A 22,098-nucleotide genomic window follows, 5' to 3' on the forward strand; every position below is an offset into this window, starting at 1 on the left:
TTGTCCATGTCTAACACCCCATCGTCAGGTTTAGCACCCTTGAGCCAGGCCGAACGCACGCAGCCTTTAGCAGAAGCGCCCCTTAAAAAAGCGACGTCCTTTAAAGCGACCTCCTTTAAAACAATCGGCTTAATCGGTCGTTTAGGCAGTGACAAAGTGGTCGATTCGCTTAAGCGGTTGGTCAGCTATCTCGTTGCCCACGATTATAAAGTTCTGATTGAAGACCGGACCGCAACGGTGCTACCGAACCATGGACTGCCTGAAGCCAGCCGCCGCATGTTGGGGGAACTGTGCGATTTGGTCATCGTTGTGGGGGGAGATGGTAGCCTTCTCGGGGCTGCCCGCACGCTATGCCTTAGCGGTACGTTGATGTTAGGCGTGAACCGGGGGCGGTTAGGCTTTTTAACGGATATTTCCCCTGATGAGCTGGAAAGTCGGGTTGGCGAAGTGCTGGCGGGAGAGTATGAAGTTGAAGAGCGTTTCTTGCTAGATGCCGTGTTGTACCGAAACGGTAAAGCGGTGGGGAGCGGTGTTGCGCTCAATGAAGTGGTGGTTCATCCAGGTAAAGCGGTGCGCATGATTGAGTTCGAACTGTTTATTGACGGGCAGTTTGTGTATAGCCAACGTAGTGACGGCTTAATTATTGCCACGCCCACTGGTTCAACCGCCTATGCACTTTCTGGCGGCGGGCCAATCATGCACCCCAAGCTGGATGTGGTGACCTTGGTGCCTATGTTCCCCCATACGCTGTCGAGTCGTCCTATTGTGATTGACGCTGCCAGTGAAATCCGTGTTCACATTGGTGAAACCAATCAGACCTATCCCCATATCAGCTGCGACGGACAAACCCGTGCCGTGGCTAAACCTGACGATGTGCTCGTTATTCAACGAAAACCGCAACGAGTTCAGCTCGTGCATCCTATTGGGCATAACTTCTATGAAGTGTTGCGCAGTAAACTCGGCTGGAGCCATCGGCTAGGGGATTAATATGGAGGGCTACGATTTAATCGGGGATGTACATGGCTGTGGTGCAACATTGGCAGCGTTATTAGAACGGCTTGGCTATCATCAGCGGGGTGGGGTGTATCGTCACCCACGCCGAAAAGTGATCTTTTTAGGTGATTTAATTGATCGTGGTCCGCGTATTCGTCTAGCGGTTACTATCGCACGCAGGATGGTTGAAGAGGGCGAAGCGTATATTGTTATGGGTAACCATGAATACAATGCTCTGGCCTATACGCACCCTGCGCCCCCTGGTAGCAACAAGCGCTGGCTGCGCGAACATACGCCGCGCCATAACCGTATTATTGAAGACACGCTGGCTCAGTACCGCGATTATACAAACGAGTGGGAAGACACCTTGGCGTGGTTTAAGACGATTCCACTCTGCCTGGAGCTGGATGGGATTCGTGTGGTGCATGCCTGCTGGGATGACGAATTGATTCGACAGCTTAAACAGCGTGCGCCCAACGCCTGCATGGACAACCACTTTCTGGTTGAGTCCACTGACCCCTCAACACAAGCCTTTCGTATACTTGATCGCCTAACCCGTGGGCCTCATATACCGTTACCAAAAGGCATTGCGATACACTCAGGCGATGGCTTTACTAGGCAGAGTTTTCGTGCGCACTTTTGGTCAGCGAACCCGCAGCAGTGGGGGGACGTGGTATTTCAGCCAGATAACCTTCCTGGTGACCTAGAGACCAGAACGCTGACCGATACTGAACGTCAGCGCCTTAGTTATTACGGCCCTGAACAGCCCCCTTTATTTATCGGCCATTACTGGTGCGAGGGTATTCCCGCCTTACCAGCACACAACATTGCCTGCTTGGATTATAGTGCGGTGAAATTTGGCCGTTTAGTGGCTTATCGCTGGAGCGGAGAAGCGCGGCTCAATGCTGATCATTTTGTGTGGATACAGGTGCCAAAAGAGGAGCGTGCACTGCCTAAACCGTGGGAAATAGATTTTGATTAATAGCGATATTGTTAATCTTTACACTCGGTTACATATTTTTTTCAAAATAGCTGAACTAACGGTGTTGTCGGTTATCAGAGTAAGTGTTCCCTTGAATGATCCCTTGCTTTTTGATCCGGCGGCCCCCTCCGCCGGATTTTTTTCGTCTATCCGTTGGTGACGCGGCGTGACGTTACGCCGATTCTTATTGGTTGAAAGGAACCTGCCATGCATCCAGTAATGCTTTTACCCACGGGCGCGGACACCAAAGAGCTGCGTAAAGCGCTATGGCACTACCGCATTGGTCACCGCATTACCGATGAAGCAGATGGCCAGCTGCTATGGGTTGCCGACCCGCGCCAGCATGATGAAATGAGATCGTTGGTGAGCCGCTGGGAGCGAGGTGAGCCTCTGATTACGACGACTGTTCGACCCCGTCACCGAAGCGGGATGAATCGCTTGGTGCCGATGCTGCGCCAAGTGCCGGTTACAGCGCTGATGATTGGTATTAGCCTATTTATTTTTGCCTTAACAGGGGTATTTGGCGACTTACTAATTGTAGGGCTCACCATCGTGCCGGTGGGCGTTTCAGGTGGGCAGCTCGTATATGGCAACCTTAGTGACACAATAATGTCTGGCCAAGTATGGCGCTTACTGTCGCCTGCGTTTTTACACTTTGGCTGGATGCATTTGATCTTCAACCTGATGTGGGTATGGTACTTCGGGCGTCAAATCGAGCAGCTTCAGGGTAGTCGTACCATGCTGTTACTGCTTCTGATTGCCGGTATTGGCGCTAACATTGCGCAATATGTCACTGGCACCGTGCTGTTTGGCGGTATGTCTGGTGTTGTTTACGCCTTGCTGGCTCATGTGTGGCTGATGTCCTATCGTGCCCCGCAAAGCGGATTTTTCGTCCCCCAGATGCTAGTCGTCTTCATGCTGGGCTGGTTGGTGTTCACCATGACCGATATTGCCGGTAGCGTGGGCTTTGGCAACGTCGCGAATGAAGCGCACTTGGGCGGGCTGCTCGTGGGGCTGGTCACAGGCTGGTATTATTCATCCAAACGAAGCAAACATTAAAGGTGCCTACGATGAGTGACATGACCTTCGATAAAATGATTAACCAAATGACGCCCGCTATTTATGAAAGCCTTAAGCAGGCAGTGGCGTTGCGCAAATGGCCCGATGGCCGGTATTTGACGCCAGAACAGACCGAGTTGTGCCTGGAAGCGGTAATGCGTTTTGAGGTGGAGAATAACGTTCCTGAAGAGAGCCGTGTCGGCTATCTGGAGCAGCGTACCTGTGGTGCTAGCGCGACCGGTGCCGGTGTTTCCCCTGAAATGGCAGGCCTTGCCCGGGATGCCACGCGTGACTGATGATCTGTTTGCCTCGGTAGCATCCCCGGTGCAAGGATGTTTGCAAAAAATGGCGGCTGACTTACCCAGCCGCCAAGGTGATCGGGTGGTGTATCACCTTCGTGCGGGCGACCATCGAATACCACTCAATGAGCGTATCGGCTCACCGATGCGACTTGCCTGGAGCGGCGCGATTGCTTGCACCCACTGTGGACGTGCAACCAAAAAAAGTTTTGCTCAAGGCTACTGTTACCCCTGCTTTAAGCGTTTAGCCCAGTGTGATACATGCATCATGAAACCCGAGACTTGCCACTATCATCAGGGCACCTGCCGGGACCCCGAGTGGGGCGAAAAACATTGCTTCCAGCCACACATTGTCTACTTAGCGAACTCATCCGGTTTGAAGGTAGGTATCACTCGCAAAACGCAAATGCCAACTCGCTGGTTGGACCAAGGGGCCATACAGGCGCTGCCCATTCTTGAGGTAAATACCCGGCAACAGTCTGGTTTTGTCGAAATGCTCTTTAAAGAGCAGGTGGCCGACCGAACTAACTGGCGTGCCATGCTTAAAGGCGAGGTGAAGCCATTGGATTTGTGCGCAGAGCGTGACCGTCTTTTTAACCTGTTAGCCGATGGGTTAGGGCAGTTACGTGACGTGCACGGTGCGGATGCCATTCGTACGCTGGATGAAACGCCACTGGACTTTCATTATCCCGTAGCGACTTTCCCAAGTAAGGTGACGTCCCATAATTTTGATAAGCAACCGCTGATTGAAGGTACTCTTCAAGGTGTAAAAGGGCAGTACCTGATTTTTGATACCGGGGTTATTAACCTGCGTAAATTCACCGGTTACGAAATCGCCGTCTCGTCGTCACCGCTTAACTAGCCATCCTTAATGCTAGTACTCGCCATGGCAATAAGCTCGCTCAGCGTGACGCTTAACGCCGCACGATTAGCATGGTCAGAGCCGGATAGTTAAACGGAAGGTAGTTCTCGTTCAATGCTTAGGGAAGCCGTAAATGAGTAAACAGGCTTTGCATAGCCGGTGACAGTGATGCTTCATCGCGGTAGCACAAGCACAGTTGCCGTTTGGCCCACGGGTCGTTTAGATTCACAACGCTAAGGTCGTAACGCTGTAGCCATTGTTGCGCAATGCCTTTAGGAATAATGGCGATGCCTACTTGGTGGGCTACCAAATTGCACAGCTCACCAAATCCTTTCATGCGTATCCGTAGTGTTAATGAAGCCCCAAGCTGGCGAGCCTGCTCTTCGATTTGAGCTTGCAGCGCACTTTCCTCGCTCAATCCAACCATTGGCAGTCCGACAACTTCGTGAAAGCTAATCCATGATTGGTTAGATAGTGGATGCCCCTTGGCCACTACAACGACTAAATGGTCAGGCACCAGAACGTCGCGTTTTAAGTCCTCTGCGTTAACCACATCGGTGATGATCCCCCCCTCAATAATGCCGGCCTGGATTGATTGAATGATCGCTAGGCTGGTTCGCTCCTTAACGTCCATATGCAGCGAAGGGTGGGCTTGTAACCAGGGCGCGAGCTTGCCAGGTAAAAACGAGGCAAGTGCAGCAGTATTGGCATGCAGTCTAAGCGTTCCTGACAGCCCCTTAGCAAACGCCTTAAGTTCACCGCGCATTTTTTTATGCTGCAGCAACATTTGCCGAGCGTGGTGAGCTAGGGCTTCTCCGGCTTCTGTTGGCATAACACCGCGGGGGTGGCGTTCAAGCAGTTTGACTTCAACATCGGTCTCAATACGGCGCAGGCGTTCACTGGCAGAACCCAAGGCTAGGTGAGCATTCATGGCCCCTTGAGTGATGCTACCTGCTTCAACAATGCACAGAAAAAGATGAAGGTCTGATAAATCCAAGCGCATAAAAGCTCCTATTTCACCCTAAGGCTGAGCCGAAGCCTGAGAGGAAAATACCTGATTGTGGCGGGGTTCCAGCCGCGCTTCAATGTCGCCATGACAAACGATATTGCTACGCTAATTTGGTTGTTGGGCGCATTCCTGCTGGCAGGCTTGGTCAAAGGGGTAACCGGAATGGGGTTGCCTACCGTTGCGATGGCTCTGCTGGGGGCGCTTTACTCTCCCGTTGTTGCCGCTGCATTATTGATAGTGCCCTCGTTAATTACCAACATTTGGCAGTTTTTGAAGGGCGGTTATCACTGGCACGTTCTAAGCCGCTTTTTTAGCATGATGCTTGGTATTCCCGTTGGTGCCTTTTTGGGTGCGCCGCTATTGAGCCAGCTTGACGCAGATTGGGCAGCGTTTAGTCTGGGAAGCGCCTTAATGCTCTATTCCATATACTCTTTTTGGGCGCCTGTGATTAATATTCTGCCCAAGTATGAGTCCTGGTTGTCACCCATTATCGGCCTTTTGACTGGATGGATTACAGGGGCAACAGGTGTGTTTGTACTTCCAGCTGTGCCTTATTTGCAGGCACTTGGGATAGAAAGGAATGAACTGATCCAAGCATTGGGACTCTCGTTTACGGTTTCTACCCTGGCGCTACTCAGCAGCCTAGCGGTGCAACACTCTTTGGAAACCGTGCACCTGACGCTTTCGCTGTACGCGGTACTCCCTGCATTAGCCGGTATGTGGTTGGGGAGCTTGATTAGAAGCCGTATATCGACAGTGCAGTTTCGTTGCTGGTTTTTGCTAACGTTGTCGCTGTTGGCCGTAGACCTGATGTCACGACCCTTTCGCTAAGTACTTGTGCGTCAGCAATAGCCAAGTGCCACCTTTAGCCGTTCCGCATGAGCAGCAACCCAGCGGGGATCTATCGCCCCCCAGTCACGTATCTGGTAGTGGCCAATATTATGGCGCTCACCTTCGCCTTTCTCGAATACGCACTCGATATCTAGCTCCGCAAGTGAGGCGATAGTGTCTTGCGCGGTTCGACGAGGCATACCGGTGGCCTCGATTAACGCTGGTACGCTTGCGACGCCTTGCTCAATTAAATGCGCGACATACAAGCGGCGGTAAAAACTTGATTTGGTCTTGCTAAGCGATGTCATTGGGTTTCCTTTTGCGGGAAGCTACTACATCAAAAGGCTTAGCTTAAATGAATAAATCGCCTTGCGCCCGTGGTGGTCGAAAGTCGTGGGTGTTCAGGCCCTGTTCGGTGCGTGGCTGCATGTTCCACTGGCGGCTGGCGCGATTAAAGCGCTGGGCGATCAAGTCGGCAAAGACACCTTCACCACGGAAGCGTTTACCAAATTGTGCATCGTAGTTTTTGCCGCTTCGGCATTGGCGAATCAGGCTCATTACCTTAGCGGCTCGCTCGGGGTAGTGGGCTTGTAACCAGGCTTCAAACATTGGTGCGACTTCATAGGGCAGGCGCAGCAGCATCCACGTTGCTGTGCGCGCGCCAGCCCGGCTGGCCGCTTCTAGAATGCGTTCAATTTCGTGGTCAGTAAGGCCAGGAATAATCGGTGAGACCAGCGTACCGACTGGAATGCCTACGGTGTTGAGCTCGCGGATCACTTTTAAGCGTGCCTGAGGCGAGGCCGCCCGGGGTTCCAAGGTACGCTTTAGGTTGGCATCCAGGCTTGTCAGGCTAACAAACACCCGCACTAACCGATGCTCGGCCATTTCTGCTAGCAGGTCTAAATCCCGCAGTATTAGCGTGCTTTTAGTCACCAGGGTGACCGGATGCCTGCATGCCAGTAGCAGCTCTAATAAACGACGTGTTGTTTGGTATTTCGCTTCCAGTGGCTGATAACAGTCGGTGTTGCCGGAAAGGTTGATAGGACGACAGACATAATGGGGGTGGCTAAGCTCGTCTGCTAAGTGCTCAACTAAGCCTGTGCGGGCGATTAATTTAGTTTCAAAATCGAGCCCCGGTGATAAATCCCAGTAGGCGTGGGAAGGGCGAGCGTAGCAGTAAATACAGCCATGCTCGCAGCCGCGAAAAGGGTTGAGTGAGCGGTCAAAAGGCAAGTCCGGCGATTGGTTCCAGGAAAGCGCGCTCTTGCTGGGTTCCTCGCGTATCTCCGTTGCAAGCGAAGTAGTGGCCTCTTCATGCCACCAGCCATCATCCTCTACCACGCTGCAAGTTGGCGAAAAGCGGTTATGCGGGTCGTAGGTCGCACCACGCCCTTTATACACGGTAGCGCTGGAAGGGGAAGAAGCCATTAGTTGCCACCTCTGCACGGACTAGAGTTGCCATATATGTTTATATATACAGTATATGGCGTTTGGCTCTATGTGCAAGGTACGGCTTGATGAGGTAGCGAAGTCAGCTGAGCATGTGATTGAGTGTTTTCACTGCTGGCGTTGAGTTTAAACCTAAGCACAACCTCGGTTAACCGTTCAGCCTCATGCTCTAACTGAGTGGCGGAGGTGCTGGCTTGCTCCACCATGGCGGCATTCTGCTGAGTCGTCTGCTCCATTTCGCCAACAGCACTATTGACTTCGTTGATGCCAACACGTTGCTCCTCGCTAGCGACTGCGATCTCATCCATTAAAGTGGTAACACGCTTAACGGATTCCATAATGGCGGCCATTGACTCACTGGCTAAATCCGCTTGTTGAGTGCCTGCTTCTACCTGGCTTACTGACGTTGCAATCAATTGGCGGATATCCGCTGCGGCATCCGCACTGCGTGTTGCCAGCAGGCGAACTTCACTGGCTACCACGGCAAATCCTCGACCATGTTCACCTGCTCGGGCTGCTTCAACTGATGCATTGAGCGCTAAAATATTGGTCTGAAAAGCGATTGAGTCAATTAAGCCAATAATGTCGGTAATCTGTTGCGAGCTATGACGTATCTCATGCATTGTACTAACCACATGAGTCACGACATCACCACCTTGCTGTGCATTATGCGCAGCTTCTTGAGCAACGCGGCTAGCTTGCGCTGCGTTGTCACTGTTGCGTTCCATGGTGGCCGTCATCTCTTCAATACTGGAGGCAGTTTGTGTTAATGACGCGGACTGACGCTCGGTTCGCGAGGCGAGATCTTGGTTGCCTAACGCAATTCCCCGTGCGCCTGCAAAAACCTCTTCACTGCTATGACGCACGGTTGCCACCGTTTCCAACAAATCTTTTTGCATGTTGCGTAGTGAGTTGAAGAGAATGCCGATTTCATTTCGGCCATGCACTTCAATTTCTCTAGAAAGGTCACCTTTAGCAATATATTGAAAGTGTTCGTTAATGCGTTGCATTGGGCGAATTAAGTTGACGCTTACGCCCCAGTAGACAATGGCAGTGATGATTAGCGCGATGATGAATACACTGACAATAGTTGAATTAGCTAAGTTGACCACTGAAGAGAAGTTATCCAAACGCTGATTACCTTCATCTTCTACCGTATGAAAAAAATTAACGGCATCTTGATAAAAAGTGTCATAGGCATCATGGGTACCATTGCGCAGGCGTTGGTAGTCAGCAGTTTCCCCTTGGTAAAGCGAGTCAAGTTGAGGAAGTAGCTGGTTACTCATCATGCTATTGAAGCTACTCTCTATTTCACGAATGAAGTGCTCATGAGACGGGTTGAATGATAAAGAAAGAAATTCAGCGAACACGTTGTCTGCGCTTTCAAGAAGATTACGCATTTCATCAGCTCGTTGGCGTCTTTCAACGGCAGTAAGAGAAGGGTGCGCCTCTAGCAGCTCTTCGTACAGGCGGCCCATTTGTAAACGTACATTTTGTATCGATGAATTGGTTCTGTTCAGTGTCGATTGTTGATTGACGTTGACGTTGGTAAATTGCTCGATGCTTTCCTGACTATGATTGACCGCGTAGAGGCCGGTGCCACTCAGCAGTAGCAGTAATGTCAGAAAAGAGAATAAAACGAGTGACCAGCTCATTCTCATTGTTAGATTGTTTAAGCGGTGCATGTGTCACTCCATTAGTCTCATTATTATGTTCTGCATAGAGAAATAGAACTGCCGGCTAGCGGCAGTTCTAAAGCGTCGTACATGTTTTAAATGATGGTCTGGTTGCTAATTAACACATCATTATTCGGCATGAACGCTACGTTGACTAAGGTTATCACCTTGGTTATTGGCTTCGCCCTTCGTGTCTTTATCTTCGTTAGCAATTTTTTCTCTTTCCTTAGCCTCATCTGAAAGAGATTTTTTGGGTAGGACAATATTCAGCGTGAAAGCCGTAATAGCGGCCACAACGATGGGGGCACCACCAATCAAGTCTCTTAATACCGCAGGAAACTGCTCGATAGCGGATGGCTCTGCAGCGATACCTAAGCTTAGTGCTAGGGAAAGGCCGACGATGGTCATATTGCGTGCAGACATCTCATCTTTAACCAACAACTGAATGCCAGTCATGGTAATCATGCCAAACACGGTAATTGTTGCACCACCTAAAACGGGGTAAGGAATCGTCGTGATCATTGCGCCGAATTTCGGACTGAGACCCGCCAGAATCATAAAAATACCTGCCAGCGCCAGTACGTATCGGCTAATTACCTTGGTCATGGCTACGATGCCAACATTCTGGCTGAACGTGGACGTGGGCAGGGCACCGAAGAAAGAGCTGATGGTAGTGGTTAAACCATTGCCAAGCAGGCCGCCGGTAAGCTCTTTTGTTTTTAGCTCACGGTTCATACCGCCAACGGTTGTGGCAGATAAATCCCCAATAGTTTGTACGGAGTTGATAACACAAATGACGACCATCGAAGCAATGGCCGCGGTGTGAAACTCCATCTCAAACGGCATTAGTTTAGGAACGGCTACCCAGGATGCATTGGCTACGTTGTCGAAACTAACCAGGCCCAGCGATAGGGAGAGTAAATAGCCCACCACAATGCCCACAATAATGGCAGAGAGCTTAATCACCCCTTTACCAAATTGGGCAGCAATTAAAACAGTGAGCAACGTAACGACAGCGACTATCCAATTAATTGGATCACCAAAATTGGCAGCATTAACGTTTCCACTGCCCGCCATATAGCGGATAGCGATGTCATATAGCGACAGACCGATCACCAATACCACTGTTCCTGCCACGACAGGGGGGAACAAATGGCGAATATATTGGATGAAGTAGCCCACCACGACCATGGTCATACCGCCAATCAACTGGGCGCCGAGTATTCCTTCAATCCCGTACTGAGCGCCAACTGCAACAAGCGTGGGCACGTAGGCAAAGCCGACACCAAAAATGGCAGGTAAGCGCGCACCGAATTTCCACACACCGTATAGATGGAACACGGTGCAGACACCTGATGCCAGCACAGCAATCTGAATAAGTAGAAGCTTTTCTTCAACGCTCGCGCCGACAACCCCTGCAACGATAATAGGCGGTGTTATCACCCCAGCAATCATGGCGAGTAGGTGCTGCAGAGAAAGTGGCAGTACCTTTAGAAATTTAGGTTTTCCATAAAAATCAAAGAGGGAGGTGCTCTTTCCATCTATTCGCGCTCGCTCTTCCGACGAGGATGTGGCGTCACTCATGAGGGACTCTCCTTTGTTGTTGTATTCAATGATTTGAAATTATTGTTCATTTTTAAAGTTAATACTGTACACAAAAAATCTGCTGAAAATAAATAATTTCGCCCTGTTTATGCTCATCTATATGGCTAATAGCGCTTCTTGATACGAAAAATAGCGTGCTGGTTTCTCAGCTACGTCTATCATGTTTTTTGTTCAAGTTTTTGATTTTTAATTTATTTTTAAATATCTCTGCCAGGGAGAGGCTTATGTTTAGATGCCTAGTTGTCGTCTAGGAAAGAAAACCTGAGCAGCTAAGGTGGCGTCAAAATTTTGGCGCTGGACAGGGTGAGCAACGCTTCCTAATGAAAATGTATACAAAAATTCTTTGAAATGTGTCGATTTTTTATATAGAAATGTAGTCATTGGGTTTTGGGCTGTGACGTGTCTCACCCGCTGTTGAGCTGCTTATTGTTAGCAATGCATAGGGAAAAGACATGGTAATGGCTCTAATTACATTAATAAAATATCGGAGAAACCAATGGGTTACGTGACAACTCATGTTCTAGATACCGCGCAAGGCTGCCCAGGCGAGGGCGTCAAAATTGATCTGTATCGTGTCGTTAACGGCGAACGCAGCTTCCTCAAAACGGTAACCACCAATGATGATGGCCGCTGTGACCATCCCATATTAGATGGCGACGAGCTACAAGAAGGGGAGTACGAGTTGGCGTTTCATGCAGGCGATTACTTCGCCAGTCGGGCTGGCCGAGTTGCGGATAACGAGCCTGCCTTCTTAAACGTGATACCGCTTCGCTTCGGGGTCAATGACGCCACACAGCACTATCACGTGCCATTGCTGCTATCGCCCTATGCCTACTCAACGTATCGCGGCAGCTAAAGAGACTTAATCAATAGTCCCGATAAAAATAGCCCTGATAAAAAACCTAATGCTGCCGACTAACAACAAACAAATGAGGCGAGGAAGCCGACATGCTGTCCTACTTAATTGATTTTTCTAATTTTATGCTTCGCTGGCTACACGTTATTGCCGCGATTGCCTGGATTGGTGAGTCTATCTACTTTGTCATGCTAGATAACGGCTTAAAATCCCCCAAAGATGAAAACTGCCGCAAAAAAGGCGTGTTTGGTGAGATGTGGGCCGTGCACGGTGGCGGCTTCTATCACAATCAGAAATATGCCACCAGCCCGGAAAAGCTGCCTGATGACCTCCACTGGTCTTTCTGGAAGGCTTATACCACTTGGTTATCTGGCTTCGCTTTATTCATCATTTTGTACATGTTTAATCCTGGCTTTTATTTGGTTAATCCCAATAGTAGTTGGGAGTGGGCTGCCAATATGACCGGCTGGCAGGCCAACGTTTTGGCGCTGGCCTTCTTGCTGATGGGGTGGGTGGTCTATAACGAAATGTGTAAGCGCATCAGCCCCAACATGGAGCGCGATGGCCTATTAAGTATTGGTGTTGCGATCATGATGGTGGTCGTCGCGTATCTGAGTACTCACATGTTCTCAGGTCGTGCCGCATTTCTATTGACCGGGGCTGTTATGGCAACGGCGATGTCTGCCAACGTGTTCTTCTGGATCATTCCAGGGCAGCGCCGCATTGTTAAGGCGATGAAAGCTGGCGAAACGCCAAATCCGTTAGACGGCAAACGTGGCAAGCAACGCTCGGTACACAATACGTACTTTACGTTACCCGTTGTCTTATTAATGATCAGTAACCACTACTCCTTTGCATACTCTCACGCCTATGCATGGGTCATCATGGCATTGCTGATTTTTGCGGGTGCATTAATTCGTCAGTATTTCGTGTTGATGCATGCTGGCAAAATACGGCCTGGTTATCCTGCGGCAGGTGTCCTCTTGATTATGGTGGCGTTTTGGATAGGGATGCCAGCTAACCAACAAGCTAATGCTGGTGCAGAGAGTGGGCCAGATATAACTGACGTGCAGGCGGTTATTGAGCAGCGCTGCATTGCGTGCCATGCCCAGTCACCAACACAGCCTGGTTTTTCTGCTCCTCCTGCGGGCTTTGCCTACGATAACCTTGAGCAAATTTTGCATCACAAAGAGAGCATTCAGCAAGTCGTGGCCAGTGGATACATGCCCCTTGGCAACATGACCAATATGACAGATGAAGAGCGCGCCTTGATTGGAGAGTGGTCTGAGTAACTAGCTCGCTCGTTGTGACGTCAGCAGCTAGCACTTTCTAGCACTCTAGAGGTGATAGCTGCTGTATTAGCTGAGTTCCTTAACGCATGCTCAATGTTGCTTTAAATCATTAATGGCAATCGGCCAGTGGTAGATTTGCGCAGGCGTTGGGGGTTTTACGTTATCTCGATAATACAAATAACGAAGTGAGTTAACCCGCCATGAGTGATAAGGAAAAAAAGCATTTAATTCCCGCGCTTGAACGAGGGCTGACGATTTTAATGGAGCTCAATCGTCATCATCGTGAAATGAGTTTTGCTGAGATCGTCAAACGCGTTGGTTATCCCCAGTCGACGTCGTATCGCGCAGTACAGACCTTGGAGCATATGGGGTTTCTACGCCATCACCCGGTCACTGGATTGTATTCGCTGGGTGTTAACGTGCTAAAGCTGGGCTTTGAATATGTGGCCTCATTGGATGTTGTGCAGGTAGGCCATCCTGTTATTGAGTCGCTATGCGAGCAGACCGGCTGCTCAAGTCATATTGCCGTTCGCGATGGAAGGGACGCCGTTTATGTGGCCCGTGTGGGTGCCACTAACGCCACGATTCGTCGCGTTAGTGTAGGAACACGAATTCCACTGCACTGCACGTCATTAGGGCGACTACTGCTGACAGATCTCTCAAAAGAGGAATTTGAATCGCTCTATCCTGACGACCAACTACTTAATAAAGAACTCGGTGCACCGATCCGGCGTGATGTTCTGTGGGACTTAGTTCAGGAAGACCGTCAGCGTGGTTATGTCATTGCCGATTCTTATTATCACTTTGGTATTTCATCGATTGCCTACCCGCTCTACAACCATGATGGGGTAGTGGAGGGCGTCGTTAGTATCATGGTGCCGGTACATGAGTTTGCCGAGGATGAGCGAACCAAGCTGCAAGCGCTGGTGCAAGAGGCCGCGAGAACAATCTCCGACATGCTAGGGCACGATCAAGCCCTTGCGAAACGCGATGGCTAGGTGTTGCAGACGACAATAGCACGCTGCGCGCGGGATTAAATTTACATAATGTTCACCCCTGTATGGACTGGATGCAAAAGCACCGGTCCAGTTGGCATGCCTGTTTTTACCAATACCGAGAGCGTTTCGTTAGTAACACTGGCGCTCCCTTATACGTGTTTATACTCAACATAATCCATATTAAGAATTTGATTTTAAATGACTTTTATTGCTTCTGTTGAATTTAGTGGAAATATTTTCCATTAAATATTGACAGTGCGTCGGATGGCGCATACTTTGAATATTGTCTCGTATACAAAATTAAATACAAAAATGAATACTAAATGTATTCACTCTTCGAGGAGAAGTTGTGATGGCTAAAATGACAGCTGCAGAAGCCGCCATTCACGTCCTGAAAAAAGAAGGTGTTGATGTTGCCTTTGGTGTGCCAGGTGCTGCGATCAATCCTTTCTACGCTGCGATGCGTAAAGTGGGCGGCGTAGATCACGTGTTAGCACGCCACGTGGAAGGCGCCTCACACATGGCGGAAGGGTATACCCGCACAACCGCTGGCAACATTGGTGTGTGTATCGGTACTTCTGGCCCCGCGGGCACGGATATGATTACGGGCCTGTATTCCGCCAGTGCTGATTCAATTCCGATTCTATGTATCACTGGCCAAGCACCCCGCGCCAAGATGCATAAAGAAGACTTCCAGGCCGTCGACATTCAGGCGATTGCAGGCCCGGTGACCAAATGGTCCGTTACGGTGATGGAACCTGCCCAGGTACCGCGCGCATTCCAGAAAGCCTTCCAGCTTATGCGTTCTAGCCGTCCTGGGCCGGTACTGATCGATCTTCCCATCGATGTACAGATGAGCGAAATCGAGTTTGATCCGGACACCTACGAATCACTTCCGGCTTATAAACCCTCAGCATCTCGTGCCCAAATTGAAAAAGCACTGACGCTGCTCAACGAAGCCGATAAGCCGTTGATCGTGGCTGGTGGCGGCATCATCAATGCCGATGCTGCCGAGCAATTAGTTGAATTTGCTGAGCTAACCGGTGTACCGGTGATCCCGACGCTGATGGGCTGGGGAACGATCCCTGATGACCACCCGTTAATGGCAGGTATGGTGGGGCTGCAAACGTCGCATCGATACGGCAATGCGACCATGTTGGCGTCTGACTTTGTCATGGGGATTGGTAATCGTTGGGCTAACCGACACACCGGCAATGTTGAAACGTATACAAAAGATAGAAAGTTTGTTCATGTTGATATCGAGCCTACGCAAATAGGCCGCATTTTTGGACCTGACTACGGCATCGTTTCTGACGCTAAGCTCGCCCTAGACCTGTTTATCGATGTCGCGCGTGAAATGAAGGCCAACGGACAGCTTAAAAACCGTAGTGCCTGGGCGGAAGAGTGTCAGGAGCGTAAGCGCACGCTACTGCGCAAAACGCACTTCGATAATGTGCCGGTGAAACCCCAGCGTGTTTACGAAGAGATGAACAAGGTTTTTGGCAAAAATGCGCGCTATATCAGCACCATCGGTTTGTCGCAGATTGCCGGCGCTCAGTTCCTGCATGTGTACAAGCCTCGTCACTGGATTAACTGTGGCCAAGCTGGGCCACTAGGCTGGACAGTGCCTGCAGCACTGGGTGTTTGCCGTGCCGACCCTGATGCCGAAGTGGTTGCGCTGTCTGGCGATTACGACTTCCAGTTCATGGTGGAAGAGCTAGCGGTAGGGGCGCAGTTTAACTTGCCGTATATCCACGTGCTGGTGAACAACTCTTACCTCGGTTTGATTCGTCAGGCCCAGCGTGGCTTCGACATGGACTACTGTGTCCAGCTCTCGTTCAAGAACATTAACTATACCGACGAAGAAGCGGCGCTCGCGGAGTACGGCGTAGATCACGTGTCGGTTGCTGAAGGCCTTGGCTGTAAAGCGCTGCGTGTCACGACACCCGATGAGATTGCACCTGCGTTAGAGAAAGCGCGTGAGCTAATGCGCCAATACCGTGTGCCGGTCGTGGTGGAAATCATTCTCGAGCGCGTTACCAATATCTCGATGGGCACTGACCTTGATGGGGTTAATGAGTTCGAAGCGTTAGCTGAAAACCTTACCGATGCACCGAGTTCTATTGCCAGCCTGACGTAACGCACCAAGGTGCTTCCAGGCAAGTCGCTGAAGTCGTTATTAAGACGCTAAAACGTTAGGAGAACACTATGGCTAAGTTTGCCGCGAATCTCAGTATGCTGTTCACTGAAGTCGATTTTCTTGATCGCTTTGAGGCCGCCGCAAAGGCGGGTTTTAAAGGGGTTGAGTACCTTTTTCCCTATGACTATGCGGCAGCTGACATCAAGCAGCGCTTGGATGCGAATGGCCTAACCCAAGTGCTGCACAACTTACCTGCGGGAGATTGGGGAGCAGGCGAGCGAGGCATTGCTTGCCATCCCGATCGGGTAGAAGAGTTTCGTGCCGGTGTAGATAAAGCGATCGACTATGCCACTACGCTTGAGTGCAAGCAGGTGAACTGCCTTGCGGGTATTCAGCCTGATGGCGTTAGTGATGCTGAAGCTCACCGTACCTTGGTCGAAAACCTTCGCTACGCTGCCGAAAAACTCAAAGCAGCCGGCATTTTGCTGCTTGCAGAGCCTATCAATACCCGTGACATTCCAGGCTTTTTCCTTAATCGCACCGAGCAGGCGTTGGCACTTTTTGACGAAGTCGGCAGCGATAACTTAAAGCTGCAGTATGACATCTACCACATGCAAATCATGGAGGGTGATCTTGCGCCCACTATTGAAAAGCATTTTGCACGGATCGCTCACGTGCAGTTGGCGGATAACCCAGGGCGCCATGAGCCAGGAACGGGTGAGATCAATTATCCCTTCTTATTTAGCCACCTGCAGCAGCTTGGCTATGACGGTTGGATCGGCTGCGAGTACAAGCCCAAGACCACGACGGTAGAAGGTTTAGGTTGGTTAGATAAGGCGCGTTAACCCTGTATGACTTAAAACAGGCAAGTGAGTAGATAGTCGTTAGCTCAGGAAATCTAAATCATTTAGAAACAATAGGTTGGTTTCTAAAAGACGCGAATGGAGAACAATTATGAGTAAGATTGGTTTTATTGGTTTAGGCATTATGGGTCGTCCTATGGCGGGGCACCTGCTCGACGCTGGTCACTCTTTAGTGACTGTTAAACGCGGCACTTTGGATGCTGCGCTTGCCGAAAAAGGCATGAGTGAAGTCGCTTCACCCAAAGCAGTGGCTGAAGCGTCTGACGTCATTATCACCATGGTGCCCGATACGCCCGATGTCGAAAGCGTGTTATTTGGTGAGGAAGGCGTGATTGAAGGCCTGAAGCCCGGCACCCTGGTGATTGATATGAGCTCCATTGCCCCAATGCAGACCCAGGCATTTGCCAAGCGGATTACCGATGCGGGCGGAGAGTTTGTCGATGCGCCGGTTTCTGGTGGTGAAGGTGGTGCAATTAACGCTGCGCTTACCATCATGGTGGGTGCAACAACGGAAGGGTTTGAGCGAGCCAAGCCATACCTGGACGTTGTTGGGAAGACGATTACCCACATCGGCGGCCACGGTGCAGGTCAGACGTGTAAAGTGGCTAACCAGATTGTGGTTGCGCTAACCATTGAAGCAGTGTCAGAAGGGTTACTGTTTGCCTCTAAAGCAGGTGCTGATGTCGCTAAAGTGCGTGAATCACTGATGGGCGGTTTAGCCCAATCGAAAATCCTCGATGTTCACGGCGAGCGCATGATCAAGCGCACCTTTGAGCCTGGGTTCCGCGTTCGTCTGCACCAGAAAGATCTCAATTTGGCGTTAGAGGGTGCCAGAACGTTAAACCTTTCATTGCCAGGCACCGCCAATGCACAGCAGTTGTTCCAAGCGTGTGTTGCCAACGGGGGCCAGGATTGGGATCACGCAGGTATTGTGCGCGCTTTAGAGAAGCTGGCAGACCATGAGGTTGGCCAATAACGCGCCTTTGTCAGGCAGGCCAGCGTCTGTTGGCCTGCCATTAAGTTCTTTTTACTAAGCTTTCCAAGCTCTTTGTTTACGTTCTTTTCTAAGCTCCTTTCTGAGCCTTTTTCCTGATCCCTGCCCGAGGAGTCTTTTGATGAATTCTCTTGTTCGCTTGGCGCCTTTTACCAGTGAAGAGGCAACCCGCCAGTGGCTGAATCAACTGGCCGAAACGGCCATTACTGCGGTACATCCCGATAGCTTATTAACTGCCCAGTTGCCTGAAAAACCGCCAGGCCGAACTGTCGTCGTGGGCGCGGGTAAGGCCGCCGCCGCCATGGCGCGCGCATTAGAGTTGGCGTGGGAAAAACGCGCTCGAGAGTCAGGCGAAGAGGTCGACTTAACAGGCGTGGTGGTGACCCGTTATCAGCATGGGGCAGCCTGTCGCTATATCGATGTACTGGAAGCCTCTCATCCAATGCCTGATGCGCTGGGTGAGCAAGCCGCTAAGCGTATGCTTGATGAAGTAAAAGGCCTGGGTGAAGACGATCAAGTGATCGCGCTTATCTCCGGCGGCGGCTCCGCGTTAATGACTCTGCCGGCGGACGGCATTTCGTTAGAAGACAAGCAGGCTCTGAATAAGGCGCTGCTTCGCTGCGGTGCACCGATCCGTGAAATCAACACCGTAAGGCGCCATTTGTCTGCAATTAAAGGCGGGCGGTTGGCCACTGCTGCGCACCCCGCGCAAGTGGTGACGCTGCTTATTTCGGATGTCCCTGGTGATGTGCCGTCATTAATTGCCTCAGGCCCGACGCTGCCGGATAACACCACGTCGTTAGATGCATTGGCAATTTTAAACCGCCATGAGATTGAGGTGCCTGAGCATGTGAAGCGCCATTTAATGGCCGATCATCGTGCGCCTCAGACCTGGAACCAAGGATTTTCACGGGATAAATCGACTATCCTAGCCCGTGCGCGGGACGCACTGAAGGCCGCCCAGCTCAGCGCCGAAGAGAGTGGCCTAGAGGTAAGAGTGTTAGGCGATGATCTTGAGGGGGAAGCAAGAGATTTAGGTATTGCCCAAGGGCGTATGGCGTGCAAGTTGCAGTCTGAAATTACTCGTCCGCTGCTGGTGCTGTCAGGTGGTGAAACCAGCGTTACCGTGCGTGGTAATGGTCGAGGAGGGCGCAACGTTGAGTACCTGCTGGGGCTTTTTGATACGCTAAAAGGGTGTGATGGCATTTATGCAATTGCTGTTGATACCGATGGCATTGATGGCTCTGAAGATAATGCAGGCGCGTTAATTGGGCCTGAATGCTGGCAGCGGGCTAAGGCATTAAAGCTTTCTGCACAGGATTACCTTGCCCGTAACGATGCGTACAGTTTCTTTGACGCGTTAGATAACCTCGTGGTAACGGGGCCAACCCGAACCAATGTTAACGATTTTCGCGCGATTCTTATTCTACCCAACCCGTCGTAAGGCTGTGGTTGTGCCCGCATATTGACCCGATTACCCGTTAAGGCATTGTTTTGCGTGGTTCTGAGTGGTTGTCTGAGGGGTAAACATGATAAGTTTCGTCGAGGTTCATTAGAGAGTTAGGCCATGACCCTCGGCTGGCACAAGAAAAGTTTTACTAAAACGAAAGAAGGTCGCGTTAGCGATCAAGACATTGTTGAACACATCCGGTCTGCGGTACTGATGCAGCGACTGGCACCGAATACAAAACTGCCTGAAGTCACCATCGGCGATGTATTTGGCGTCAGCCGTTCAGTGGTGCGTAAAGCGTTAACACGGCTTGATGCTGAACATGTTATCGACCAACGGCCGAACCAGGTTGCCCGCGTCAGAGCGCCTTCGATTGACGAAACGCGAGAGACGTTTTCCGCACGTAGGCTAGTGGAAGGTGAGATTGTCTCACTGTTGGCGGGTAAGCTGGATGTGGCGACTTATAAGGCGTTAGAGAAGCAGGTCGCCCTTGAAAAGCAGGCGTTTGAAAACAGTGACGAACCGTCACGCATCGAACACTCCCTCAATATTCATCATCTCCTCGCCCAGTATGCCCCTAATCGTATTTTGGGCGCGATGCTGACCGATCTCGTCTTGAGAACGTCAATTGTCATCGCTCTCTATAAGCGTCCGGGGTTGTCTTCTTGCTACTTGGAAGGAGACCATGCCAACTTGCTTGCACACTTAGCGAGTGGTGATGCGCAGGCGGCTAAGCAGGCGATATACACGCACCTTAATAGCTTAGAGTCTTTGCTGGTACTGTCGTCTCAAGAGCCAGAAAACGACGATTTGATGACTATTCTAGGCGGTAAATCTGTTAGGGCGTGATTCGCTAGAACTAGGTTTTCGTTAGCCCCGGGTTTTCGCTAACCATCGATTTTCGGTAACCCTGGGTTTTCGCGAACAATAGGTTTCAATGCTCCAAACTGATGTCTCAAAAAAGCGGCGCCCATTGGGCGCCGCTTGTGGCTTACTGCGAGACGATTACAGCAGTAATCGGCGAATATCCGTCAGCACATCGGCCAGGAAGGCCGTAAAGCGGGCGGCATCCGCACCGTTAATCGCCCGGTGATCATAGGAGAGCGAGAGCGGCATCATTAAGCGCGGTTGGAAGGCACTGCCATCCCATACCGGTTTCATCTGCGCTTTCGATACTCCCAGAATCGCCACTTCCGGCGCATTAACGATCGGTGTGAACGCGGTTCCACCAATCGAGCCAAGGCTCGAAATAGTGAAGCAACCACCGGTCATCTCATCACGCTTAAGCTTCTTGGTTTGCGCTTTCTTGCCTAGCTCCGCCATCTCCTTGGCAATCTCGATCAAGGATTTCTTATCGGCGTTGCGCACGACCGGCACCATCAGGCCATCAGGCGTATCCACGGCAATCCCGATATGCACGTAGTTTTTCCATACCAGCGTTTCGCCGTCGCCTTTCAGGCTGACGTTGAACTGGGGGAATTTACGCAGGGCAAAGGCACAGGCTTTGACCATAAACGGCAACGGTGTCAGCTTGGCGCCTTGGGCTTCGGCCTCGGCTTTCATGGCCTTACGGAAGCTTTCAAGCTCGGTAATGTCGGCCTCGTCGAACTGCGTCACGTGAGGCACGTTAAGCCAGCTGCGGTGCAGATTGGTCGCGCCCATCTTGAGCAGGCGACCCATCGGCTTCTCTTCTACGTCGCCAAACTGACTGAAGTCGACTTCCGGTATCGCGGGAATGCCAGCACCACCACTCGCCGCAGGGGCAGCCGCTGCTTGCGCTTTACCTTGGTTGGCAATGGCCTGCTTCACGTAAGCCTGCACATCCTCTTTCAGCACCCGGTCTTTCGGGCCACTAGGCTTAACAAGACCGAGGTCGACGCCGAGCTCACGTGCCAGCATGCGTACTGCGGGACCTGCGTGTACTAGCTTACTATCCCGCGGTTGGTAAGCAGCGATTTGTGCTTCCGGACTTGGGGTGCCTTCAGGAGAAGGCGCTTGTTTTACTGGTGCTTCAGCGACAGGTTTTTCAACGACCGGCTCTTCAGCAGCGGCTTGCGCCTGCGATGCATCTTCTTCAGCCGATGCATCACCGCCTTCGCCAGCGATTTCCATCTGGCCGATCACGTCGCCTTCCGAGACGCTATCGCCTTCTTTCACCGTGAGCGCAACGATCTTACCGCCGTGCGGGCTGGGCACGTCCATGGAGGCTTTATCCGACTCCAGGGTGATTAGGGTGTCTTCGGCGTTGACCTCATCACCGGCGCTGACCGCGACTTCGATGATTTCAACGCTGTCGGAACCGCCCAGGTCAGGCACCTTGATGTCAACGGTCTGCTTGCCGCCACTGGCTTTTTTCGCTGCCGGTGCGGGGGCTGCTTCCTGCGTCGGTTTGTCTTCTGTCGCTGGCGCGTCGTTGGGCAGGCTGTCAGACGCGGGGGCTGACGTCTCTTCGCCACCGTCTGTGCCGCCTTCAACCTCCAGCTCAACGATGTCGTCGCCTTCGGAGACGCTATCGCCTTCTTTAACCAGCACTTTGAGCACCTTGCCGCCTTTCGGGGCCGGGACGTCCATGCTGGCTTTGTCGGATTCCAGGGTGATTAGGGTGTCTTCCGCTTCAATGACGTCGCCTTCTGACACCGCAATCTCGATGATTTCGACATCGGTGTCACCACCGATATCGGGAACTTTGATGATTTCGCTACTCAAGGTCGCGCTCCTTCCAAATCGGATCGAGCCGGCG

Annotated in this window: 20 protein-coding genes; 14 read left to right on the forward strand and 6 right to left on the reverse strand. The window is 51.3% G+C overall.

Going from position 1 to position 22,098, the window contains the following annotated elements:
• Nucleotides 1-6 precede the first annotated feature (6 nt).
• The 5 genes from CEK60_RS02470 to CEK60_RS02490 all read left to right on the forward strand — a co-directional run bounded on the left by CEK60_RS02470 (nucleotide 7) and on the right by CEK60_RS02490 (nucleotide 4,195).
• On the forward strand, nucleotides 7-987 hold the full coding sequence (locus CEK60_RS02470) for an NAD(+) kinase (RefSeq protein ID WP_089037674.1): 981 nt from the start codon (nucleotides 7-9) through the stop codon (nucleotides 985-987).
• A 1-nt stretch (nucleotide 988) separates the two neighbouring features.
• Nucleotides 989-1,975 (forward strand): metallophosphoesterase, encoded by a 987-nt coding sequence (locus CEK60_RS02475; RefSeq protein ID WP_089037675.1) that lies wholly within the window; start codon nucleotides 989-991, stop codon nucleotides 1,973-1,975.
• A 207-nt stretch (nucleotides 1,976-2,182) separates the two neighbouring features.
• Nucleotides 2,183-3,034 carry a rhomboid family intramembrane serine protease gene (locus tag CEK60_RS02480; RefSeq protein ID WP_089037676.1) on the forward strand — a complete coding sequence of 284 codons (852 nt, stop codon included), beginning with the start codon at nucleotides 2,183-2,185 and terminating at the stop codon, nucleotides 3,032-3,034.
• An 11-nt stretch (nucleotides 3,035-3,045) separates the two neighbouring features.
• On the forward strand, nucleotides 3,046-3,330 hold the full coding sequence (locus tag CEK60_RS02485; protein ID WP_089037677.1) for a YeaC family protein: 285 nt from the start codon (nucleotides 3,046-3,048) through the stop codon (nucleotides 3,328-3,330).
• A complete protein-coding gene (locus CEK60_RS02490) occupies nucleotides 3,314-4,195 on the forward strand; it encodes a DUF2797 domain-containing protein (protein WP_089037678.1) in 882 nt (293 codons plus the stop codon). The genes CEK60_RS02485 and CEK60_RS02490 overlap by 17 nt, the downstream gene beginning before the upstream one ends.
• Nucleotides 4,196-4,313: 118 nt before the next feature.
• On the opposite strand, the gene CEK60_RS02495 is transcribed toward CEK60_RS02490, so the two are convergent.
• Nucleotides 4,314-5,198, reverse strand: coding sequence for a LysR family transcriptional regulator (locus CEK60_RS02495; RefSeq protein ID WP_089037679.1), 885 nt, complete (start codon nucleotides 5,196-5,198; stop codon nucleotides 4,314-4,316).
• 57 nt (nucleotides 5,199-5,255) lie between these two features.
• Between CEK60_RS02495 and CEK60_RS02500 the strand changes: the two genes are divergently transcribed.
• Nucleotides 5,256-6,035 carry a sulfite exporter TauE/SafE family protein gene (locus tag CEK60_RS02500; RefSeq protein WP_198361447.1) on the forward strand — a complete coding sequence of 260 codons (780 nt, stop codon included), beginning with the start codon at nucleotides 5,256-5,258 and terminating at the stop codon, nucleotides 6,033-6,035.
• An 11-nt stretch (nucleotides 6,036-6,046) separates the two neighbouring features.
• On the opposite strand, the gene CEK60_RS02505 is transcribed toward CEK60_RS02500, so the two are convergent.
• From CEK60_RS02505 to CEK60_RS02520, 4 genes are all read right to left on the reverse strand, one after another.
• Nucleotides 6,047-6,343 carry a winged helix-turn-helix domain-containing protein gene (locus CEK60_RS02505; RefSeq protein WP_089037680.1) on the reverse strand — a complete coding sequence of 99 codons (297 nt, stop codon included), beginning with the start codon at nucleotides 6,341-6,343 and terminating at the stop codon, nucleotides 6,047-6,049.
• 43 nt (nucleotides 6,344-6,386) lie between these two features.
• Nucleotides 6,387-7,463 carry a PA0069 family radical SAM protein gene (locus tag CEK60_RS02510; RefSeq protein ID WP_089037681.1) on the reverse strand — a complete coding sequence of 359 codons (1,077 nt, stop codon included), beginning with the start codon at nucleotides 7,461-7,463 and terminating at the stop codon, nucleotides 6,387-6,389.
• A 68-nt stretch (nucleotides 7,464-7,531) separates the two neighbouring features.
• Nucleotides 7,532-9,169 (reverse strand): methyl-accepting chemotaxis protein, encoded by a 1,638-nt coding sequence (locus CEK60_RS02515; protein ID WP_089037682.1) that lies wholly within the window; start codon nucleotides 9,167-9,169, stop codon nucleotides 7,532-7,534.
• A 120-nt stretch (nucleotides 9,170-9,289) separates the two neighbouring features.
• A complete protein-coding gene (locus tag CEK60_RS02520; protein ID WP_089037683.1) occupies nucleotides 9,290-10,744 on the reverse strand; it encodes a uracil-xanthine permease family protein in 1,455 nt (484 codons plus the stop codon).
• 517 nt (nucleotides 10,745-11,261) lie between these two features.
• Between CEK60_RS02520 and uraH the strand changes: the two genes are divergently transcribed.
• The 8 genes from uraH (at nucleotide 11,262) to CEK60_RS02560 (ending at nucleotide 20,207) form a co-directional block, all read left to right on the forward strand.
• Nucleotides 11,262-11,621 (forward strand): hydroxyisourate hydrolase, encoded by a 360-nt coding sequence (gene uraH, locus CEK60_RS02525; RefSeq protein WP_089037684.1) that lies wholly within the window; start codon nucleotides 11,262-11,264, stop codon nucleotides 11,619-11,621.
• Nucleotides 11,622-11,713: 92 nt separating this feature from the next.
• The gene (locus CEK60_RS02530) at nucleotides 11,714-12,913 is read left to right on the forward strand and encodes a urate hydroxylase PuuD (RefSeq protein ID WP_089037685.1); all 1,200 of its coding nucleotides are present in this window, start codon (nucleotides 11,714-11,716) and stop codon (nucleotides 12,911-12,913) included.
• Nucleotides 12,914-13,113: 200 nt separating this feature from the next.
• Complete coding sequence (locus CEK60_RS02535; protein WP_009724987.1) at nucleotides 13,114-13,911, forward strand: IclR family transcriptional regulator; 798 nt, start codon at nucleotides 13,114-13,116, stop codon at nucleotides 13,909-13,911.
• A gap of 352 nt (nucleotides 13,912-14,263) precedes the next feature.
• Nucleotides 14,264-16,051 (forward strand): glyoxylate carboligase, encoded by a 1,788-nt coding sequence (gene gcl, locus CEK60_RS02540; protein ID WP_089037686.1) that lies wholly within the window; start codon nucleotides 14,264-14,266, stop codon nucleotides 16,049-16,051.
• Nucleotides 16,052-16,119: 68 nt separating this feature from the next.
• Nucleotides 16,120-16,896, forward strand: coding sequence for a hydroxypyruvate isomerase (gene hyi, locus CEK60_RS02545; RefSeq protein ID WP_089037687.1), 777 nt, complete (start codon nucleotides 16,120-16,122; stop codon nucleotides 16,894-16,896).
• 109 nt (nucleotides 16,897-17,005) lie between these two features.
• A complete protein-coding gene (locus CEK60_RS02550; RefSeq protein WP_089037688.1) occupies nucleotides 17,006-17,890 on the forward strand; it encodes a 2-hydroxy-3-oxopropionate reductase in 885 nt (294 codons plus the stop codon).
• A 139-nt stretch (nucleotides 17,891-18,029) separates the two neighbouring features.
• Nucleotides 18,030-19,352, forward strand: coding sequence for a glycerate kinase type-2 family protein (locus tag CEK60_RS02555; protein WP_089037689.1), 1,323 nt, complete (start codon nucleotides 18,030-18,032; stop codon nucleotides 19,350-19,352).
• A 123-nt stretch (nucleotides 19,353-19,475) separates the two neighbouring features.
• Nucleotides 19,476-20,207: a GntR family transcriptional regulator gene (locus tag CEK60_RS02560; RefSeq protein ID WP_089037690.1), complete on the forward strand. Its 732-nt coding sequence runs from the start codon at nucleotides 19,476-19,478 to the stop codon at nucleotides 20,205-20,207.
• A 156-nt stretch (nucleotides 20,208-20,363) separates the two neighbouring features.
• Here CEK60_RS02560 and aceF read toward each other — a convergent pair whose 3' ends face one another.
• On the reverse strand, nucleotides 20,364-22,064 hold the full coding sequence (gene aceF, locus CEK60_RS02565) for a dihydrolipoyllysine-residue acetyltransferase (RefSeq protein ID WP_089037691.1): 1,701 nt from the start codon (nucleotides 22,062-22,064) through the stop codon (nucleotides 20,364-20,366).
• Between the last annotated feature and the right edge of the window lie 34 nt (nucleotides 22,065-22,098).

Source organism: Halomonas sp. N3-2A, from assembly GCF_002216165.1.
In the GTDB taxonomy this organism is placed as follows: domain Bacteria; phylum Pseudomonadota; class Gammaproteobacteria; order Pseudomonadales; family Halomonadaceae; genus Vreelandella.

Bases quoted from the DNA above. Each gene is read 5' to 3' on its own strand.
- CEK60_RS02470 (WP_089037674.1), top strand. From the start codon at position 7: ATGTCTAACACCCCATCGTCAGGTTTAGCACCCTTGAGCCAGGCCGAA.
- CEK60_RS02475 (WP_089037675.1), top strand. From the start codon at position 989: ATGGAGGGCTACGATTTAATCGGGGATGTACATGGCTGTGGTGCAACA.
- CEK60_RS02480 (WP_089037676.1), top strand. From the start codon at position 2,183: ATGCATCCAGTAATGCTTTTACCCACGGGCGCGGACACCAAAGAGCTG.
- CEK60_RS02485 (WP_089037677.1), top strand. From the start codon at position 3,046: ATGAGTGACATGACCTTCGATAAAATGATTAACCAAATGACGCCCGCT.
- CEK60_RS02490 (WP_089037678.1), top strand. From the start codon at position 3,314: ATGCCACGCGTGACTGATGATCTGTTTGCCTCGGTAGCATCCCCGGTG.
- CEK60_RS02495 (WP_089037679.1), bottom strand. From the start codon at position 5,198: ATGCGCTTGGATTTATCAGACCTTCATCTTTTTCTGTGCATTGTTGAA.
- CEK60_RS02505 (WP_089037680.1), bottom strand. From the start codon at position 6,343: ATGACATCGCTTAGCAAGACCAAATCAAGTTTTTACCGCCGCTTGTAT.
- CEK60_RS02510 (WP_089037681.1), bottom strand. From the start codon at position 7,463: ATGGCTTCTTCCCCTTCCAGCGCTACCGTGTATAAAGGGCGTGGTGCG.
- CEK60_RS02515 (WP_089037682.1), bottom strand. From the start codon at position 9,169: ATGCACCGCTTAAACAATCTAACAATGAGAATGAGCTGGTCACTCGTT.
- CEK60_RS02520 (WP_089037683.1), bottom strand. From the start codon at position 10,744: ATGAGTGACGCCACATCCTCGTCGGAAGAGCGAGCGCGAATAGATGGA.
- uraH (WP_089037684.1), top strand. From the start codon at position 11,262: ATGGGTTACGTGACAACTCATGTTCTAGATACCGCGCAAGGCTGCCCA.
- CEK60_RS02530 (WP_089037685.1), top strand. From the start codon at position 11,714: ATGCTGTCCTACTTAATTGATTTTTCTAATTTTATGCTTCGCTGGCTA.
- CEK60_RS02535 (WP_009724987.1), top strand. From the start codon at position 13,114: ATGAGTGATAAGGAAAAAAAGCATTTAATTCCCGCGCTTGAACGAGGG.
- gcl (WP_089037686.1), top strand. From the start codon at position 14,264: ATGGCTAAAATGACAGCTGCAGAAGCCGCCATTCACGTCCTGAAAAAA.
- hyi (WP_089037687.1), top strand. From the start codon at position 16,120: ATGGCTAAGTTTGCCGCGAATCTCAGTATGCTGTTCACTGAAGTCGAT.
- CEK60_RS02550 (WP_089037688.1), top strand. From the start codon at position 17,006: ATGAGTAAGATTGGTTTTATTGGTTTAGGCATTATGGGTCGTCCTATG.
- CEK60_RS02555 (WP_089037689.1), top strand. From the start codon at position 18,030: ATGAATTCTCTTGTTCGCTTGGCGCCTTTTACCAGTGAAGAGGCAACC.
- CEK60_RS02560 (WP_089037690.1), top strand. From the start codon at position 19,476: ATGACCCTCGGCTGGCACAAGAAAAGTTTTACTAAAACGAAAGAAGGT.